Origin of the sequence: Salmonella sp. 2020_1395, from assembly GCF_043848115.1 — a bacterium.
GTDB classification, from domain to species: Bacteria; Pseudomonadota; Gammaproteobacteria; order Enterobacterales; family Enterobacteriaceae; genus Salmonella; species Salmonella enterica.
The window spans coordinates 12586-29658 of sequence record NZ_JBCMFH010000026.1; the positions used below are offsets into that span (position 1 = coordinate 12586).

Sequence of the window (17073 nt, forward strand, 5' to 3'; positions counted from 1 at the left end):
CGCGCCATTCTGACGGAATTAACGGGTGCCGTAGACGACGATGGTCTTGCCATGCGCGGAGATCAGGTTTTGATCTTCCAGCATTTTCAAAATACGACCAACGGTTTCGCGGGAGCAGCCGACGATCTGGCCGATTTCCTGACGGGTGATTTTGATCTGCATCCCATCCGGGTGCGTCATGGCATCGGGCTGTTTCGCCAGATTCAGCAGCGTCTGAGCGATACGCCCGGTGACGTCAAGGAAGGCGAGGTTACCTACTTTTTCAGAGGTGACTTGTAAGCGACGAGCCATCTGGGAAGAGAGGCGCATCAGAATATCCGGGTTGACCTGGATTAATTGGCGAAATTTTTTGTAGGAAATTTCAGCGACCTCACATGCGGTTTTCGCACGTACCCAGGCGCTGCGTTCCTGGCCTTCTTCAAACAGGCCCAGTTCACCAATAAAATCACCCTGATTCAGATAAGAAAGGATCATTTCTTTCCCTTCTTCATCTTTGATCAGCACTGCCACGGAGCCTTTAACGATGTAGTACAGCGTTTCTGCTTTTTCACCCTGGTGAATCAGCGTGCTCTTTGACGGGTACTTATGAATGTGGCAATGAGACAAGAACCATTCAAGAGTCGGGTCTGTTTGCGGTTTGCCAAGCACCATGCGCGGTTATCCTCTGTTATAAGCTGTCTCCAGAGCCAGAAAACGGCACTGTCTCTGGGGTTGCAAAAATATACTTCCCGCTACCTGGGAAGGGGGCTACGAAAATAGATTGTAGCCTGTAATGTGATGTCCTCTGCATACATGCAGTACGTCAATGTATTACTGTAGCATCTTGTCTGTTTTAGCATAGCTTTCGCCGTGTGTCTCCTGGTGTCTCGCTTCAGCATGACCCAGGTCGCCTTCCATTGCGACTTTTGTTGTATGCGCGTAATCTTTCAGGAAAATTGAAACATTGGAGTTACGAAATATGCAAGCGCGTGTAAAGTGGGTTGAAGGGCTCACGTTCCTCGGAGAGTCCTCCTCCGGCCACCAGATTTTAATGGATGGCAACTCCGGTGACAAAGCGCCGAGTCCGATGGAGATGGTATTAATGGCGGCTGGCGGATGTAGCGCTATTGATGTGGTATCAATCCTGCAAAAGGGCCGTCAGAATGTCACCAACTGCGAAGTGAAGCTGACATCCGAGCGCCGGGAAGACGCGCCGCGCCTGTTTACGCACATTAATCTGCATTTTATCGTTACCGGCAGCGATCTGAAAGAGGCTGCCGTCGCGCGCGCTGTCGATCTCTCCGCGGAAAAATATTGCTCGGTGGCGCTAATGCTGGAAAAAGCGGTCAATATTACCCATTCGTATGAAGTGATTGCGGCGTAACATGTGATGCCGGATGGCGGCGTGGCTTTATCCGGCCTACCCGTTTTTATCTCGTAGGCCCGATAAGCGTAGCGCCATCGGGCATTTCACCGCGGTTATTCTATTTTTTTGCCTTCCATTAATCGCTGCACCAGCGGCAACATAATCAGCTCCATCGCCAGCCCCATTTTGCCGCCCGGCACCACTAATGTATTAATGTGAGAAATGAACGAGCCCTGGAGCATCGCCAGGAGCCAGGGAAAATCGATCCCTTCCAGATTGCGGAAATGGATCACCACAAAACTCTCATCCAGCGAGGGAATACCCTTTGCGGCGAACGGATTGGACGTGTCGACGGTCGGCACGCGCTGGAAGTTAATATGGGTACGCGAGAACTGCGGCGTAATGTAATTGATATAGTCGTCCATAGAACGCACCACGGAATCCATCACCGCTTCACGGGAGTGCCCGCGCTCGCTGGTGTCGCGAATCAGTTTCTGAATCCACTCGAGGTTGACGATAGGCACCACGCCAACCAACAGATCAACATGACGCGCGACATCATGTTGCGGGGTGACGACGCCGCCGTGCAGTCCTTCATAAAACAGCACATCGGTCGGTTCGGGTAGCGGCTGCCAGGGGGTAAACGTGCCGGGAACCTGATTCCACGGTACGGCTTCATCATAGGTATGCAGATATTTACGCGACTGGCCTTTACCCGTCTGCCCGTACTCAATAAAGGTATGTTCCAGTAGGCTGAAGTCATTGGCTTCAGGGCCGAAATAGCTGATATGCCGCCCGGCGTCACGCGCTTTGCGGATCGCCATGTCCATTTCCGGGCGGGTGTAACGATGAAAACTGTCGCCTTCCACCTCGGCGGCGTGCAGATTTAACTGCGCGAAAATTTTACGAAACGCGAGGCTGGTGGTGGTGGTCCCCGCGCCGCTTGACCCTGTTACTGCTATCACCGGATGTTTGGCTGACATGGCAACTCCATGATTGAGCTTTAGTAATAATGTATTGTCGGCAAAGGCGTTTTATTCGCGAAACTGCTTTTTCGGCATAATATTGACCGTTTCATGTAATTCAGACCATACCAGCACGGCCTCGCCGGATTGCAGTTGGCGTTTTACGTCAGCGACTTTTTGTTCAAACGAACGTTCATGTTCACCATAATCGGTGCCTTCGCGCAACACAAAGCTTTCGATCAGGTTGTCCAGCGTGTCGGGGGCGAGCCCCTGCCAGGGAATGATCATGATGACGCCTCCAGGTACGTTGTCAGCCAGTCAGGAATTCGGCGTTCCAGCCACATTTCAGGGCGCAGCGGCGTACCGCCGATAAATCCTACGTGTCCGCCATGCTCAGTCAGCTGATACTCCACCTGCGGGGGCAGATCTTCCGCTTTAGGGATCACATGATGATCCATAAACGGATCGTCTTTAGCGTGAATAATCAGCGTCGGTTTAGCAATCTGGTTAAGCAACGGCATGGCGCTACACTGACGATAGTAGTCGATGGCGTCGGCAAAGCCGTGAATTTTCGCGGTGATCAGGTCGTCAAACTCGCGAATACGGCGCATTGATTTCAGTTGCGCCAGATTCACCGGCAGCGACCCGGGGTACGCCGCCAGTTTGCGTGACGCATTCGCTTTTAACAGATTAAGCAAATAACGCTGATAGACGCGGGAAAACCCTTTGTCCATGTGGTAGCTACAGGCTTCGAGAACAAAGGGCGCAGAAACAATCACCGCCGCCTCGATGGGAATATCGCGGCCTTCTTTCGCCAGCAGGCACGCCAGCATATTACCGCCGAGCGAATAGCCCACGGCGGCTGTCGGAACGGCGCCGAACTCCCGCTGTAACCAGCGTAAAAACCAGGCTCCGTCCTCCGTTTCACCGGAGTGGTAAATACGATTCAGACGGTTGGGTTCGCCGCTACAGCCGCGAAAGTGCATCACCACGCCCAGCCAGCCGCGCTTTTGCGCCGCCTCAATCAGCCCGTGGGCATAGGGGCTGTTCAGGCTGCCTTCCAGACCGTGAAAGACCACCAGCCGCGGTTTATGCTTTGCCTGTTGCGGTTCTTCGCTCCATGCCAGATCGACAAAATCGCCGTCCGGTAGCTCCAGCCGCTGCCAGTGGGCGTTGAACTTCACTTTGCGGCGGATTAAGCGCGGCAGCATAGTTTGTAAATGGCGATTACGAATGCCACGCATGGGAATAAATTCATGCGAGTCATTGACAGGCGGGGTCATTTCTGTGGACGTGATCTCAACCATAGCACCAGAACAATTGATAATTGGAAACAATACTATACCGCGCATAAGGTTCACAGATTAGTCAATATGTGATTTTACGTTCAATTGGTCGTCTGGCGAAATAAAATTGCGCCTCATTTCACCAGAGGGGGCGGTATGCAAGGCGCGCGCAATACCCCACAGAAATCGCGTGAACCTCTGCATCAGCCGAATTAATCGTGGTAGTGTGGCAACACGATAGTTATGTGACTCAAGGAGAAGGCATGTCGAAAACACTTTTACAGATCCATTTTAACTTTAGCGGCCCTTTTGGCGAGGAGATGACTCAGCAACTGGTCGGGCTGGCGGAGTCTATCAATGAGGAGCCGGGCTTCATCTGGAAAATCTGGACAGAAAGCGAGAAAAACCAGCAAGCTGGCGGCATTTACTTGTTTGAATCCGAAGAAACGGCGCAGGCTTATATTAAAAAACACACTGCGCGTCTGAAAAATCTTGGCGTTGATGAGGTGACGTTTACATTATTTGGCGTGAACGACGCGCTGACGAAAATAAATCACGGCAACCTTTGCCGCTAAATCACATAACGCAGGCTTCTGTTCCGGTGCTGCCGACCGCAACGGTAATCTTTATACCGGGACGAGTACCGAAGAGGCCTTTATGGACGAACAGCGGACAACGAACGTTCTCTTCCAGCGTGTGCAGCGCCTCGGCGGTGCGGGCGATGTTACCCTTCTCCACAAACATCATGAAGATGGTGAGCTTGCGGAAGGTAATGTCATCAGTGATTGACAGGTTCATCGCCCACCCCGCGCGTTAGAGCCTATCGCAGTAGGCGTAATTGTTGAAGCCAGTTTGGGGCCGGACAGCGCGCAGAAACCGGAGCGTACACATAGTACGTGAGGATTTCGAGCACTGCCCGGCCCTAAAATGGCGAATAAAATAGCCTAATGGGATAGGCTCTTAGTCGTTCTGCATCATCTGCTCAAGCTGCTCCTGCGCCTCAAGCCATGCCATTTCACATTCTTCCAGCCCGGATTTGGCGCTGGCCTGCAGTTGCAGACACTCGGTCATCTCCGCTTTACGGCTGGGGTCATACAGGCTGCTGTCGCCGAGCTTCTCTTCCGCCTGCGCTAACTGGGCGTTGAGCTTTTCCATCTCTTTTTCCAGACGGGTAATCTCTTTACGCAGCGGCTGCGTCAGAGTGCGTAGCTCGGCTTCGCGACGCTTCTGATCTTTGCGTGACTGGGCGCTGTTGGCGTTGTTTTCCTTCGGCGCGTCGTCGGCCTGGTTTTCCTGCTTCTGCACGTCACTCAGCCACTGCTGATAATCTTCCAGGTCTCCGTCGAACGGTTCGACCTTTTTGTCGTGAACCAGATAGAGGTCGTCAGTGGTGGAGCGAATCAGGTGGCGGTCGTGCGACACGACGACCAATGCGCCTTCGAAATCAATCAGCGCTTCGGTGAGCGCCTGGCGCATGTCGAGATCCAGGTGGTTGGTCGGTTCATCGAGCAACAGCAGATTTGGACGCTGCCAGACAATCAGCGCCAGCACCAGGCGCGCTTTCTCGCCGCCGGAGAAACGTTGCGTCTCTTCCGTTACTTTGTCGCCCTGGAAACCGAAGCCGCCGAGATAGTCGCGCAGCTTCTGCTCCAGTTCCTGCGGCGCCAGACGCGCCATATGCTGCAACGGGGATTCATCGGCGCGCAGGAACTCCAACTGGTGCTGGGCGAAGTAGCCGAGCTTAATGCCTTTGGCGAGGCCGATTTCACCGTGCAACGGTTCCAGTTCGCCCGCCAGCAGCTTGATCAGCGTCGATTTCCCCGCGCCGTTGCGGCCCAGCAGGCCGATACGCGAGCCGGGCACCAGGTTCAGCTTGATGGATTCCAGAATGATGCGATCGCCATAACCTGCGCTGACTTTTTCCATCTTCAGCAGCGGGTTCGGCAGGCTTTCCGGCGCGCGGAAGCTGAAATGGAACGGGTTGTCGACATGAGCCGGCGCAATCAGCTCCATACGCTCCAGCATCTTGATACGGCTTTGCGCCTGCTTGGCCTTGGTCGCTTTGGCGCGGAAACGGTCGATGTAGCTTTGCAGATGCGCCACACGCTCCTGCTGACTCTCATACATCGCCTGCTGCTGCGCCAGGCGCGTGGCGCGCTGAACTTCAAACGCGCTGTAGTTGCCGGTGTACTCGAACAGAGTCTGCTGTTCGATATGGATAATTTTATCCACTATCGGGTCAAGAAAATCGCGATCGTGGGAGATCAGAATCAGGGTGCCCGGATAGCTCTTCAGCCATTTTTCCAGCCAGATAACGGCATCCAGATCGAGGTGGTTGGTCGGTTCGTCGAGCAGCAGTAAATCGGAGCGGCAAATCAGCGCCTGAGCCAGGTTAAGGCGCATCCGCCAGCCGCCGGAAAAGTCGCTGACCGGACGTTCCAGCTGATCGTTAGAGAAGCCGAGACCGTGTAGCAGGCTGGCGGCGCGCGAGCGAACGGTCCATGCGTCGATGGCGTCCAGCTTGCCATGTATGGAGGCGATAGCATGTCCGTCGTTACGTTCGTTGGCGTCGTTAAGCTGCGCCTCCAGCTGCCGGTATTCACGGTCGCCGTCAATGACATACTCAATCGCTGGCTGAGGCAACGCAGGTGTTTCCTGATTCACCCACGCTAATTGCCAGGTTCCGGGCAGGGTAAAACTCCCGGCATCGGCGCTGATTTCATTTTTTAGCAATGCCAGCAGGGTAGATTTACCGCAGCCGTTTTTACCCACCAGGCCGACTTTCTGGCCTGGATTAATGGTAGCCGAGGCATTGTCCAGTAGGACGCGCACGCCGCGACGAATTTGTAACGAGGAGAAAACAATCATAAGGCGCCGTATGTTCAGACTATGTTAATTTATCATTATGATAATGTAATATTCGGGCGTACCGCCGCGCTGGAGCGCAATGGTAGCTCAAAACAACAACGATACACAAAATCATTCAGGCCGCCTTTGGTGAGGGACAAGAATATCTCTCATTAATCCCCAGCGGCGGACATGGAGTACGTTTCTGAGTTGAACAAACGCTGTCAACGTAGAAGCGGCCTGAAGAATGGCATGTATCGACCCAAAACAACCGGGAGGGGGATTGATGTCTCAGCCAGCGAAAGTCTTGCTGTTGTATGCCCATCCGGAATCTCAGGACTCGGTTGCTAACCGGGTACTGCTTAAACCGGCCATACAGCACAATAACGTAACCGTGCACGATCTTTATGCGCGCTATCCTGATTTTTTTATCGACACGCCCTATGAACAAGCCCTGTTACGTGAGCACGACGTCATTGTTTTTCAGCATCCCCTTTACACCTATAGCTGTCCGGCTTTACTGAAAGAATGGCTTGATCGCGTTTTGAGTCGAGGGTTCGCCAGCGGACCAGGGGGAAACCAACTGGTGGGAAAGTACTGGCGTAGCGTGATTACGACCGGCGAGCCGGAGAGCGCTTACCGGTATGACGCGCTAAACCGCTATCCAATGAGCGATGTACTCCGCCCTTTTGAACTGACCGCGGCCATGTGCCGGATGCACTGGATGCCGCCCATTATTGTGTACTGGGCGCGCCGCCAGTCGCCGCAGACGCTGGCCAGTCACGCGAAAGCCTATGGCGAGTGGCTGGCGAATCCTGTGAGCGCGGGAGGCTATTGATGGAAGGTGCTGATTTATTGACCGCGGGAGTGTTGTTCCTCTTCGCGGCGGTAGCGGCGGTGCCGCTGGCCGCGAGGCTGGGCATCGGCGCGGTGCTAGGTTATCTGCTGGCGGGGATTGCGATTGGTCCGTGGGGGCTGGGATTTATCAGCGACGTTGACGAGATCCTGCACTTTTCCGAACTGGGCGTCGTGTTTCTGATGTTTATCATTGGTCTCGAACTCAATCCGTCCCGGCTTTGGCAACTGCGGCGCTCTATCTTCGGCGTCGGCGCTGCTCAGGTGCTGTTAAGCGCGGCGGTGCTGGCGGGATTATTGATGCTTGCTGATTTCTTATGGCAGGCGGCGGTCGTCGGCGGAATTGGCCTGGCGATGTCTTCGACGGCGATGGCGCTACAACTGATGCGCGAGAAAGGCATGAACCGTAGCGAGTCCGGGCAGTTAGGGTTTTCCGTCTTACTGTTTCAGGATTTAGCGGTGATCCCCGCGCTGGCGTTGGTGCCTTTATTGGCGGGATCGGCCGACGAGCATTTCGACTGGTTTAAAGTTGCAATGAAGGTACTGGCTTTCGCGGTAATGCTGATTGGCGGTCGTTACCTGCTGCGCCCGGTATTTCGTTTTATTGCTGCGTCCGGCGTGCGGGAGGTCTTCACTGCCGCGACGCTGTTGCTGGTGTTGAGCGCCGCCTTATTTATGGATGCGCTGGGACTGTCGATGGCCCTGGGAACCTTCATTGCCGGCGTTTTACTGGCAGAGAGTGAATACCGGCATGAGCTGGAAAACGCTATCGATCCCTTTAAAGGTTTACTGCTTGGGCTGTTCTTTATCTCCGTCGGTATGTCGCTAAATCTCGGCGTACTTTATACCCATTTACTGTGGGTGGCGGCGAGCGTTGTTATTCTGGTCGTCATAAAAATGCTGACGCTGTATCTGCTGGCGCGGTTATATGGAATAAGAAGTTCTGAACGGATGCAGTTTGCCAGCGTGCTGAGTCAGGGGGGCGAGTTCGCTTTTGTGCTCTTTTCTACCGCCTCTTCTCAGCGCCTGTTTCAGGGCGATCAGATGGCGTTATTATTGGTGACTGTCACGTTATCAATGATGACCACGCCGCTACTGATGAAAGGGATTGATAAGTGGTTATCGCGCCGCCTTAATGGCCCGGAAGAGAATGATGAAAAGCCGTGGGTTGAGGATGATAAGCCCCAGGTGATTGTCGTCGGCTTTGGCCGTTTTGGTCAGGTGATCGCTCGCTTATTGATGGCGAATAAGATGCGTATCACCGTGCTGGAACGCGATATCGGCGCCGTTAATCTGATGCGCAAATATGGTTATAAAGTGTATTACGGCGACGCTACACAAGTCGAGCTGCTGCGTTCTGCGGGCGCGGAGGCGGCGGAGTCGATAGTCATCACGTGTAATGAACCGGAAGACACGATGAAGCTGGTGGCGCTGTGTCAGCAGCATTTTCCTCATCTGCATATTCTTGCGCGAGCGCGTGGACGTGTGGAGGCCCATGAGTTATTACAGGCTGGCGTCACGCAGTTTTCCCGTGAAACGTTTTCCAGCGCGCTGGAACTGGGACGTAAAACTCTGGTGTCGTTAGGTATGCATCCGCATCAGGCGCAACGCGCGCAGTTGCATTTTCGTCGGCTGGATATGCGAATGTTGCGGGAACTGATCCCGGAGCATAGCGACATGGTACAGATTTCGCGCGCCAGAGAGGCCCGACGCGAACTGGAGGAGATTTTTCAGCGCGAAATGCAACAGGAACGGCGCCAGTTGGATGGCTGGGATGAATTTGAGTAGGGGTAAAACAATGGCAATCCGTAAACGTTTTATTGCAGGCGCGAAATGTCCGGCCTGTCAGGCGCAGGATACAATGGCGATGTGGCGTGAAAATAATGTCGATATTGTTGAATGCGTTAAGTGCGGGCATCAAATGCGGGAAGCGGATAAAGACGTCCGCGAGCATGTTCGCAAAGAAGAGCAAGTGATCGGGATTTTTCATCCGGACTAGCGATATGCCGCAGGTTTTTTTAAGCTAAGGGGTACACGGCTGCAGAATTCCGCTACAATCTGCGCCACTATTCTTCCCATGCTCAGGAGATATCATGAAAGTAGCAAAAGACCTGGTGGTCAGCCTGGCCTATCAGGTACGTACAGAAGACGGTGTGTTGGTTGATGAGTCTCCGGTGAGTGCGCCGCTGGATTACCTGCACGGTCACGGCTCCCTGATCTCTGGTCTGGAAACCGCGCTGGAAGGCCATGAAGTTGGCGACAAATTTGATGTCGCTGTTGGCGCGAACGACGCTTACGGTCAGTATGACGAAAATCTGGTGCAGCGTGTGCCTAAAGACGTCTTTATGGGCGTTGATGAACTGCAGGTAGGGATGCGTTTCCTGGCGGAAACCGACCAGGGCCCGGTACCGGTAGAGATTACCGAAGTGGAAGACGATCACGTTGTGGTTGATGGTAACCACATGCTGGCGGGCCAGAATCTGAAATTTAACGTAGAAGTTGTTGCGATTCGTGAAGCGACTGAAGAAGAACTGGCTCACGGTCATGTTCACGGCGCGCACGATCACCACCATGATCACGGTGAAGATGGCTGCTGTGGCGGTCATGGTCATGACCATGGTCACGAGCACGGCGGCGAAGGCTGCTGCGGCGGTGGTGGTAAAGGCGGCTGCGGTTGCCATTAATCCCCGTCGTCTTTCAAGCCACCGCGGTGTTGGCTACGCTTTCAAACCCCGGTCACATAGTTATCTATGCTCCCGGGGAATTTTCAAGCTTGCCGCCTTGCTGTGACTCGAAATCCTTAGGGTATTATCATTGGTTCGATAAATCATCGGGCACAAAAAAAGCGGGTTATCCCCGCTTTTTTTTCGTCTCAATAATGCGGCGGCGGCGTTTCTTCTGCCTGAGAGGCGATATTTGACGGCTGACTGGCTTTTAACTTTTCCGTGAGCAAACGCAGATGATCGCGCAGCTTCGCCATCTCCATTTCATGTGCGGTTACCGTCAGGTTTAGTTCTTCTATGGTAATCTCCTGGAACGCCAGACGGCTTTCCAGTTCAGCCAGACGAGCTTCCATCGTGATATCCTGCATGATGTACCTCTTTATGTTGTCTCCGTCGGCGGATTCTACTTAACTTTACCGGCTTTCACAGCAACCATTACGCGCACTACGAAACTAATTTAAACAAAAAGAGTCTGAAAAGAAGTGATAATAGGGCGTGTTCGTATGTTGATTTGTTCTGCAACGATTTATAGTACGCTTCTTACGTAAGTTAACATGGGGCGAGATGCCCCGGCCCTGGAGATATGGATGAAATCACTGTTTAAAGCCACGCTGCTGGCAACTACGATGGCCGTTGCTATGCACGCACCGATCACTTTTGCTGCTGATGCGGCGAAACCGGCAGCTACCGCTGATAGCAAAGCAGCATTTAAAAACGACGATCAAAAAGCGGCTTATGCGCTGGGCGCCTCGCTGGGTCGTTACATGGAAAATTCGCTTAAAGAGCAGGAAAAGTTAGGCATCAAACTGGATAAAGATCAGTTGATTGCCGGCGTTCAGGATGCCTTTGCCGATAAGAGCAAACTGTCCGATCAGGAAATTGAGCAAACGCTGCAGACGTTTGAAGCACGCGTGAAGAGCGCTGCTCAGGCGAAGATGGAAAAAGACGCTGCCGATAACGAAGCAAAAGGTAAAACGTTCCGTGACGCTTTTGCTAAAGAGAAAGGCGTGAAAACCTCCTCTACCGGTCTGCTTTACAAAGTAGAGAAAGAAGGCACAGGCGAGGCGCCGAAAGATAGCGATACCGTTGTGGTGAACTACAAAGGTACGCTGATCGACGGTAAAGAGTTTGATAACTCTTACACGCGCGGCGAACCGCTCTCCTTCCGTCTGGACGGCGTTATCCCTGGCTGGACTGAAGGCCTGAAAAATATTAAGAAAGGCGGCAAGATCAAGCTGGTTATCCCACCGGCGCTGGCCTACGGTAAAACGGGCGTTCCGGGTATCCCGGCGAACTCCACCCTGGTATTCGACGTAGAGCTGCTGGATATCAAACCAGCGCCGAAAGCGGATGCTAAACCTGCCGATGCGGCTGACGCTAAAGCCGCAGATGCTGCTAAAAAATAAAAACTGAGAGCCGCCGCTTGTAATAGCGGCGGTTTTTTTTATTCAGGCCGGATATATTACTCACCATAATTTGATTTGCGGATAACGGCGCTTGCGCTGGTCGTTAAGGGCGAGACCGTAGGCTGAATGACCGCCAACGCACACGTAGTCTGAAATAGACGAGCAAATTAGTACTGGAAAGATGAACCCTCACTGTATTAATTTAATCATCCGCGTAAATAATGAGCCTGCCCTGAAAACATAACGACAGGCTCCTGAAAAGGAGTGTTTTTTTTCATGTCCAGGTCGCTTTTAACCAACGAAACCAGTGAACTTGATTTGCTGGATCAGCGTCCCTTCGAGCAAACCGACTTCGATATTCTGAAATCCTACGAAGCGGTAGTGGACGGGTTAGCGATGCTTATAGGTTCCCATTGTGAAATCGTATTGCACTCTTTGCAGGATCTAAAATGTTCAGCCATTCGTATTGCCAATGGCGAACATACGGGCCGTAAAATTGGCTCGCCGATTACCGACCTGGCGTTGCGCATGCTGCACGACATGACAGGGGCGGACAGTAGCGTGTCGAAATGCTATTTCACGCGCGCGAAAAGCGGTGTCTTGATGAAGTCGTTGACGATTGCCATTCGCAACCGCGAGCAGCGCGTCATTGGTCTACTGTGCATCAACATGAATCTTGATGTGCCATTTTCACAGATTATGAATACCTTTATTCCGCCGGAAACGCCGGAAGTCGGCTCAGCGGTTAATTTTGCCTCCTCAGTCGAAGATTTAGTCACCCAGACGCTGGAGTTCACGATCGAAGAAGTGAATGCCGATCGTAATGTCTCTAACAACGCGAAAAATCGTCAGATCGTCCTTAACCTGTACGAAAAAGGCATTTTCGATATTAAAGACGCCATTAACCAGGTAGCCGATCGTCTGAATATCTCAAAACACACGGTTTACCTCTATATTCGCCAGTTCAAAAGCGGCGATTTTCAGGGGCAGGATAAATAATGCGTTATGCCATTATGGTCACCGGGCCGGCATATGGCACCCAGCAGGCCAGCAGCGCATTGCAGTTCGCCCACGCGCTGCTCAATGAGGGGCATGAGTTAGCCAGCGTCTTTTTCTATCGGGAAGGGGTCTATAACGCCAATCTCCTGACCTCGCCGGCGAGCGATGAATATGATCTGGTACGCGCCTGGCAGAAATTGAATACGCAGCATGGCGTAGCGCTGAACATCTGTGTCGCGGCGGCGCTTCGTCGCGGTATTATTGATGAAACTGAAGCCGGCAGACTGGCGTTGCCGTCCGCCAATCTTCAGCCGGGCTTTACGCTAAGCGGCCTGGGCGCGCTGGCGGAGGCATCTCTCACCTGCGATCGGGTGGTGCAGTTTTAATGAAACGTATTGCATTTGTCTTTTCCACCGCGCCGCACGGCAGCGCCTCAGGCCGTGAAGGACTGGATGCGCTGCTGGCGACGTCAGCGCTAACGGAAGCGCTGGGCGTCTTTTTTATCAGCGACGGCGTCTTTCAGTTATTACCGGGACAAAAACCAGACGCTGTGCTGGCGCGTGACTATATTGCTACTTTCAAGCTCTTTGATTTGTACGATATTGATCAATGCTGGATCTGCGCGGCATCGCTGCGCGAGCGTGGTCTGGAAAACGTTAATTTTGTGGTAGACGCCACGCCGCTGGAACCCGTGGCGTTACGCCGCGAGCTTGGCAACTATGATGTCATCCTGAGATTCTGAGGCGTTTATGCTGCATACCTTACCTCATTGCGCCTCGGGCGTTGATTTTCCCGCTTTGCTGCGTCTGCTAAAAGAGGGCGATGCGCTTTTGTTGCTCCAGGATGGCGTTACCGTCGCGATTGAAGGTAACCGCTTCCTTGAAAGTCTGCGCGATGCCCCCATAACGGTCTATGCCTTGAAAGAAGACATTGACGCCCGCGGCCTGGGTGGTCAAATTTCAGACAGTGTCGTCAGGGTTGACTATACTGAGTTTGTCAGACTCACGGTTAAGTATGCCAACCAGATGGCCTGGTGATGGCGGGATCGTTGTATATTTCTTGACACCTTTTCGACACCGCCCTAAAATTCGGCGTCCTCATATTGTGTGAGGGCGTTTTATTACGTGTTTACGAAGCAAAAGCTAAAACCAGGAGCTATTTAATGGCAACAGTTAACCAGCTGGTACGCAAACCACGTGCTCGCAAAGTTGCGAAAAGCAACGTGCCTGCGCTGGAAGCATGCCCGCAAAAACGTGGCGTATGTACTCGTGTATATACTACCACTCCTAAAAAACCGAACTCCGCACTGCGTAAAGTTTGCCGTGTTCGTCTGACTAACGGTTTTGAAGTGACTTCCTACATCGGTGGTGAAGGTCACAACCTGCAGGAGCACTCCGTGATCCTGATCCGTGGCGGTCGTGTTAAAGACCTCCCGGGTGTTCGTTACCACACCGTTCGTGGCGCGCTTGACTGCTCCGGCGTTAAAGACCGTAAGCAAGCTCGTTCTAAGTACGGCGTGAAGCGTCCTAAGGCTTAATGGTTCTCCGTTAAGTAAGGCCAAACGTTTTAAATTAATGTCAAACTAAACTCGTAGAGTTTTGGACAATCCTGAATTAACAACGGAGTATTTCCATGCCACGTCGTCGCGTCATTGGTCAGCGTAAAATTCTGCCGGATCCGAAGTTCGGATCAGAACTGCTGGCTAAATTTGTCAATATCCTGATGGTAGATGGTAAAAAATCTACTGCAGAATCAATCGTATACAGCGCGCTGGAGACCCTGGCTCAGCGTTCTGGTAAATCTGAACTGGAAGCTTTCGAAGTCGCTCTCGAAAACGTTCGCCCGACTGTAGAAGTTAAATCCCGCCGTGTAGGTGGTTCTACTTATCAGGTACCAGTTGAAGTCCGTCCGGTCCGTCGTAATGCTCTGGCAATGCGTTGGATCGTAGAAGCTGCTCGTAAACGCGGTGATAAATCCATGGCTCTGCGCCTGGCGAACGAACTTTCTGACGCTGCAGAAAACAAAGGTACTGCAGTTAAGAAACGTGAAGACGTTCACCGTATGGCAGAAGCCAACAAGGCGTTCGCACACTACCGTTGGTAATCCCTTCGGAGTCATAGTCACCAGGCGGGCGCTTCAGGTAAGTCGCCCGTTTTGGATAACTTAACTGAACGCCTAAAGATATCAACGAGGAATCAAATGGCTCGTACAACACCCATCGCACGCTACCGTAATATCGGTATCAGTGCGCACATCGACGCCGGTAAAACCACTACTACCGAACGTATTCTGTTCTACACCGGTGTAAACCACAAAATCGGTGAAGTTCATGACGGCGCAGCTACCATGGACTGGATGGAGCAGGAGCAGGAGCGTGGTATTACTATCACCTCCGCAGCGACTACTGCATTCTGGTCTGGTATGGCTAAGCAGTATGAACCGCATCGCATCAACATCATCGACACCCCGGGGCACGTTGACTTCACTATCGAAGTAGAACGTTCCATGCGTGTTCTCGATGGTGCGGTAATGGTTTACTGCGCAGTTGGTGGTGTTCAGCCGCAGTCTGAAACCGTATGGCGTCAGGCAAACAAATACAAAGTTCCGCGCATTGCGTTCGTTAACAAAATGGACCGCATGGGCGCGAACTTCCTGAAAGTTGTTGGTCAGATCAAAACCCGTCTGGGCGCGAACCCGGTTCCGCTGCAGCTGGCAATTGGTGCTGAAGAAGGTTTCACCGGCGTTGTTGACCTGGTGAAAATGAAAGCCATCAACTGGAACGATGCCGACCAGGGCGTTACCTTCGAATACGAAGATATCCCGGCTGACATGCAGGACCTGGCTAACGAATGGCACCAGAACCTGATCGAGTCCGCCGCAGAAGCTTCTGAAGAGCTGATGGAAAAATACCTGGGTGGTGAAGAACTGACTGAAGAAGAGATCAAACAAGCTCTGCGTCAGCGCGTTCTGAACAACGAAATCATCCTGGTAACCTGTGGTTCTGCATTCAAGAACAAAGGTGTTCAGGCGATGCTGGATGCGGTAATTGATTACCTGCCATCCCCGGTAGACGTACCTGCGATCAACGGTATTCTGGACGACGGTAAAGATACTCCGGCTGAGCGTCACGCAAGCGACGACGAGCCGTTCTCTGCGCTGGCGTTCAAAATCGCTACCGACCCGTTTGTGGGTAACCTGACCTTCTTCCGTGTGTACTCCGGTGTGGTTAACTCTGGTGATACCGTACTGAACTCCGTGAAAACCGCACGTGAGCGTTTCGGTCGTATCGTTCAGATGCACGCCAACAAACGTGAAGAGATCAAAGAAGTTCGCGCGGGCGACATCGCGGCTGCTATCGGCCTGAAAGACGTGACTACCGGTGACACCCTGTGTGATCCGGAAAACCCGATCATTCTGGAACGTATGGAATTCCCTGAGCCGGTAATCTCCATCGCGGTAGAACCGAAAACCAAAGCTGACCAGGAAAAAATGGGTCTGGCTCTGGGCCGTCTGGCGAAAGAAGACCCGTCATTCCGCGTATGGACTGATGAAGAATCTAACCAGACCATCATCGCTGGTATGGGTGAACTTCACCTGGATATCATCGTTGACCGTATGAAGCGTGAATTCAACGTTGAAGCTAACGTGGGTAAACCTCAGGTTGCTTACCGCGAAGCGATTCGCGCGAAAGTTACCGACATCGAAGGTAAACACGCGAAACAGTCTGGTGGTCGCGGTCAGTATGGTCATGTTGTTATCGACATGTACCCGCTGGAGCCGGGCTCTAACCCGAAAGGTTACGAGTTCATCAACGACATCAAAGGTGGTGTAATTCCTGGCGAATACATCCCGGCCGTTGATAAAGGCATCCAGGAGCAGCTGAAGTCTGGCCCGCTGGCGGGTTATCCGGTAGTTGATCTCGGTGTGCGTCTGCACTTCGGTTCTTACCATGACGTTGACTCCTCTGAGCTGGCGTTTAAACTGGCTGCGTCTATTGCCTTTAAAGAAGGCTTTAAGAAAGCAAAACCAGTTCTGCTTGAGCCGATCATGAAGGTTGAAGTAGAAACACCTGAAGAGAATACCGGTGACGTTATCGGCGACCTTAGCCGCCGTCGTGGTATGCTCAAAGGTCAGGAATCTGAAGTTACAGGCGTTAAGATCCACGCTGAAGTACCGCTGTCTGAAATGTTCGGATATGCAACTCAGCTGCGTTCTCTGACCAAAGGTCGCGCATCGTACACTATGGAATTCCTGAAGTATGATGATGCGCCGAACAACGTTGCTCAGGCCGTAATCGAAGCCCGTGGTAAATAAGCCGCAGGGTTAAAAACCAAAATCCCGTGCTCTCTCCTGAAGGGGAGAGCGCTATAGTAAGGAATATAGCCGTGTCTAAAGAAAAATTTGAACGTACAAAACCGCACGTTAACGTCGGCACCATCGGCCACGTTGACCACGGTAAAACTACCCTGACCGCTGCAATCACCACCGTACTGGCTAAAACCTACGGCGGTGCTGCTCGTGCATTCGACCAGATCGATAACGCTCCGGAAGAAAAAGCGCGTGGTATCACCATCAACACTTCTCACGTTGAATACGATACCCCGACCCGCCACTACGCACACGTAGACTGCCCGGGGCACGCCGACT

General features: G+C 52.7%; 22 protein-coding genes. 15 read left to right on the forward strand and 7 right to left on the reverse strand.

What is annotated here, in order from left to right:
* Window positions 1-18 precede the first annotated feature (18 nt).
* Window positions 19-651: a cAMP-activated global transcriptional regulator CRP gene (gene crp / locus ACH0WD_RS23570; RefSeq protein WP_000242758.1), complete on the reverse strand. Its 633-nt coding sequence runs from the start codon at window positions 649-651 to the stop codon at window positions 19-21.
* 307 nt (window positions 652-958) lie between these two features.
* Here crp and ACH0WD_RS23575 point away from each other — a divergent pair, with 307 nt between their 5' ends.
* Window positions 959-1363 carry an OsmC family protein gene (locus ACH0WD_RS23575; protein WP_001148919.1) on the forward strand — a complete coding sequence of 135 codons (405 nt, stop codon included), beginning with the start codon at window positions 959-961 and terminating at the stop codon, window positions 1361-1363.
* Window positions 1364-1458: 95 nt separating this feature from the next.
* On the opposite strand, the gene ACH0WD_RS23580 is transcribed toward ACH0WD_RS23575, so the two are convergent.
* Genes ACH0WD_RS23580 through ACH0WD_RS23590 form a run of 3 tightly spaced genes read right to left on the reverse strand, consistent with a single transcriptional unit; the run spans window position 1459 to window position 3662 of the window.
* On the reverse strand, window positions 1459-2328 hold the full coding sequence (locus ACH0WD_RS23580) for a phosphoribulokinase (protein ID WP_001274690.1): 870 nt from the start codon (window positions 2326-2328) through the stop codon (window positions 1459-1461).
* A gap of 51 nt (window positions 2329-2379) precedes the next feature.
* Window positions 2380-2598, reverse strand: a complete 219-nt coding sequence (locus tag ACH0WD_RS23585; protein ID WP_000586566.1) for a YheU family protein — start codon at window positions 2596-2598, stop codon at window positions 2380-2382.
* Window positions 2595-3662: a hydrolase gene (locus ACH0WD_RS23590; protein ID WP_001214115.1), complete on the reverse strand. Its 1068-nt coding sequence runs from the start codon at window positions 3660-3662 to the stop codon at window positions 2595-2597. The genes ACH0WD_RS23585 and ACH0WD_RS23590 overlap by 4 nt, the downstream gene beginning before the upstream one ends.
* A gap of 197 nt (window positions 3663-3859) precedes the next feature.
* Here ACH0WD_RS23590 and ACH0WD_RS23595 point away from each other — a divergent pair, with 197 nt between their 5' ends.
* Entirely contained in the window at window positions 3860-4171 is a 312-nt protein-coding gene (locus tag ACH0WD_RS23595) for a monooxygenase (protein WP_000047690.1), read from the forward strand.
* A 1-nt stretch (window position 4172) separates the two neighbouring features.
* Here the strand turns inward: ACH0WD_RS23595 and ACH0WD_RS23600 are convergent, their stop codons facing one another.
* Both ACH0WD_RS23600 and ACH0WD_RS23605 read right to left on the reverse strand, forming a co-directional pair.
* A complete protein-coding gene (locus tag ACH0WD_RS23600) occupies window positions 4173-4394 on the reverse strand; it encodes a LysR family transcriptional regulator (protein ID WP_001054023.1) in 222 nt (73 codons plus the stop codon).
* Window positions 4395-4556: 162 nt separating this feature from the next.
* Window positions 4557-6464: an ABC transporter ATP-binding protein gene (locus ACH0WD_RS23605; protein ID WP_000634765.1), complete on the reverse strand. Its 1908-nt coding sequence runs from the start codon at window positions 6462-6464 to the stop codon at window positions 4557-4559.
* A gap of 265 nt (window positions 6465-6729) precedes the next feature.
* Between ACH0WD_RS23605 and kefG the strand changes: the two genes are divergently transcribed.
* From kefG to slyD, 4 genes are all read left to right on the forward strand, one after another.
* A complete protein-coding gene (gene kefG, locus ACH0WD_RS23610; protein WP_000081820.1) occupies window positions 6730-7281 on the forward strand; it encodes a glutathione-regulated potassium-efflux system ancillary protein KefG in 552 nt (183 codons plus the stop codon).
* The gene (gene kefB, locus ACH0WD_RS23615) at window positions 7281-9086 is read left to right on the forward strand and encodes a glutathione-regulated potassium-efflux system protein KefB (RefSeq protein WP_000398133.1); all 1806 of its coding nucleotides are present in this window, start codon (window positions 7281-7283) and stop codon (window positions 9084-9086) included. The genes kefG and kefB overlap by 1 nt, the downstream gene beginning before the upstream one ends.
* Before the next feature lie 10 nt (window positions 9087-9096).
* Window positions 9097-9297, forward strand: a complete 201-nt coding sequence (locus tag ACH0WD_RS23620; protein WP_001007735.1) for a YheV family putative zinc ribbon protein — start codon at window positions 9097-9099, stop codon at window positions 9295-9297.
* 94 nt (window positions 9298-9391) lie between these two features.
* The gene (gene slyD / locus ACH0WD_RS23625; RefSeq protein ID WP_000861341.1) at window positions 9392-9982 is read left to right on the forward strand and encodes a peptidylprolyl isomerase; all 591 of its coding nucleotides are present in this window, start codon (window positions 9392-9394) and stop codon (window positions 9980-9982) included.
* Between the two features lie 188 nt (window positions 9983-10170).
* Here slyD and ACH0WD_RS23630 read toward each other — a convergent pair whose 3' ends face one another.
* Window positions 10171-10389: a protein SlyX gene (locus ACH0WD_RS23630; RefSeq protein ID WP_001152701.1), complete on the reverse strand. Its 219-nt coding sequence runs from the start codon at window positions 10387-10389 to the stop codon at window positions 10171-10173.
* Between the two features lie 219 nt (window positions 10390-10608).
* Here ACH0WD_RS23630 and fkpA point away from each other — a divergent pair, with 219 nt between their 5' ends.
* From fkpA to ACH0WD_RS23675, 9 genes are all read left to right on the forward strand, one after another.
* Window positions 10609-11427, forward strand: a complete 819-nt coding sequence (gene fkpA, locus ACH0WD_RS23635; protein ID WP_000838225.1) for an FKBP-type peptidyl-prolyl cis-trans isomerase — start codon at window positions 10609-10611, stop codon at window positions 11425-11427.
* A gap of 276 nt (window positions 11428-11703) precedes the next feature.
* The gene (locus ACH0WD_RS23640; protein WP_000091471.1) at window positions 11704-12426 is read left to right on the forward strand and encodes a transcriptional regulator; all 723 of its coding nucleotides are present in this window, start codon (window positions 11704-11706) and stop codon (window positions 12424-12426) included.
* Window positions 12426-12812: a sulfurtransferase complex subunit TusD gene (gene tusD, locus ACH0WD_RS23645; RefSeq protein WP_001268010.1), complete on the forward strand. Its 387-nt coding sequence runs from the start codon at window positions 12426-12428 to the stop codon at window positions 12810-12812. The genes ACH0WD_RS23640 and tusD overlap by 1 nt, the downstream gene beginning before the upstream one ends.
* A complete protein-coding gene (gene tusC / locus ACH0WD_RS23650) occupies window positions 12812-13168 on the forward strand; it encodes a sulfurtransferase complex subunit TusC (protein WP_000820705.1) in 357 nt (118 codons plus the stop codon). Before tusD ends, tusC begins: the two co-directional genes overlap by 1 nt.
* A 7-nt stretch (window positions 13169-13175) precedes the next feature.
* Window positions 13176-13463: a sulfurtransferase complex subunit TusB gene (gene tusB / locus ACH0WD_RS23655; protein ID WP_000903398.1), complete on the forward strand. Its 288-nt coding sequence runs from the start codon at window positions 13176-13178 to the stop codon at window positions 13461-13463.
* Between the two features lie 125 nt (window positions 13464-13588).
* Window positions 13589-13963, forward strand: coding sequence for a 30S ribosomal protein S12 (gene rpsL, locus ACH0WD_RS23660; RefSeq protein WP_000246815.1), 375 nt, complete (start codon window positions 13589-13591; stop codon window positions 13961-13963).
* 95 nt (window positions 13964-14058) lie between these two features.
* A complete protein-coding gene (gene rpsG / locus ACH0WD_RS23665; protein ID WP_001138043.1) occupies window positions 14059-14529 on the forward strand; it encodes a 30S ribosomal protein S7 in 471 nt (156 codons plus the stop codon).
* Window positions 14530-14625: 96 nt separating this feature from the next.
* Window positions 14626-16740, forward strand: a complete 2115-nt coding sequence (fusA, locus tag ACH0WD_RS23670; protein WP_000124693.1) for an elongation factor G — start codon at window positions 14626-14628, stop codon at window positions 16738-16740.
* A gap of 71 nt (window positions 16741-16811) precedes the next feature.
* A partial coding sequence (locus tag ACH0WD_RS23675) for a GTP-binding protein (protein WP_000031674.1) occupies window positions 16812-17073 on the forward strand: 262 nt, incomplete at its 3' end.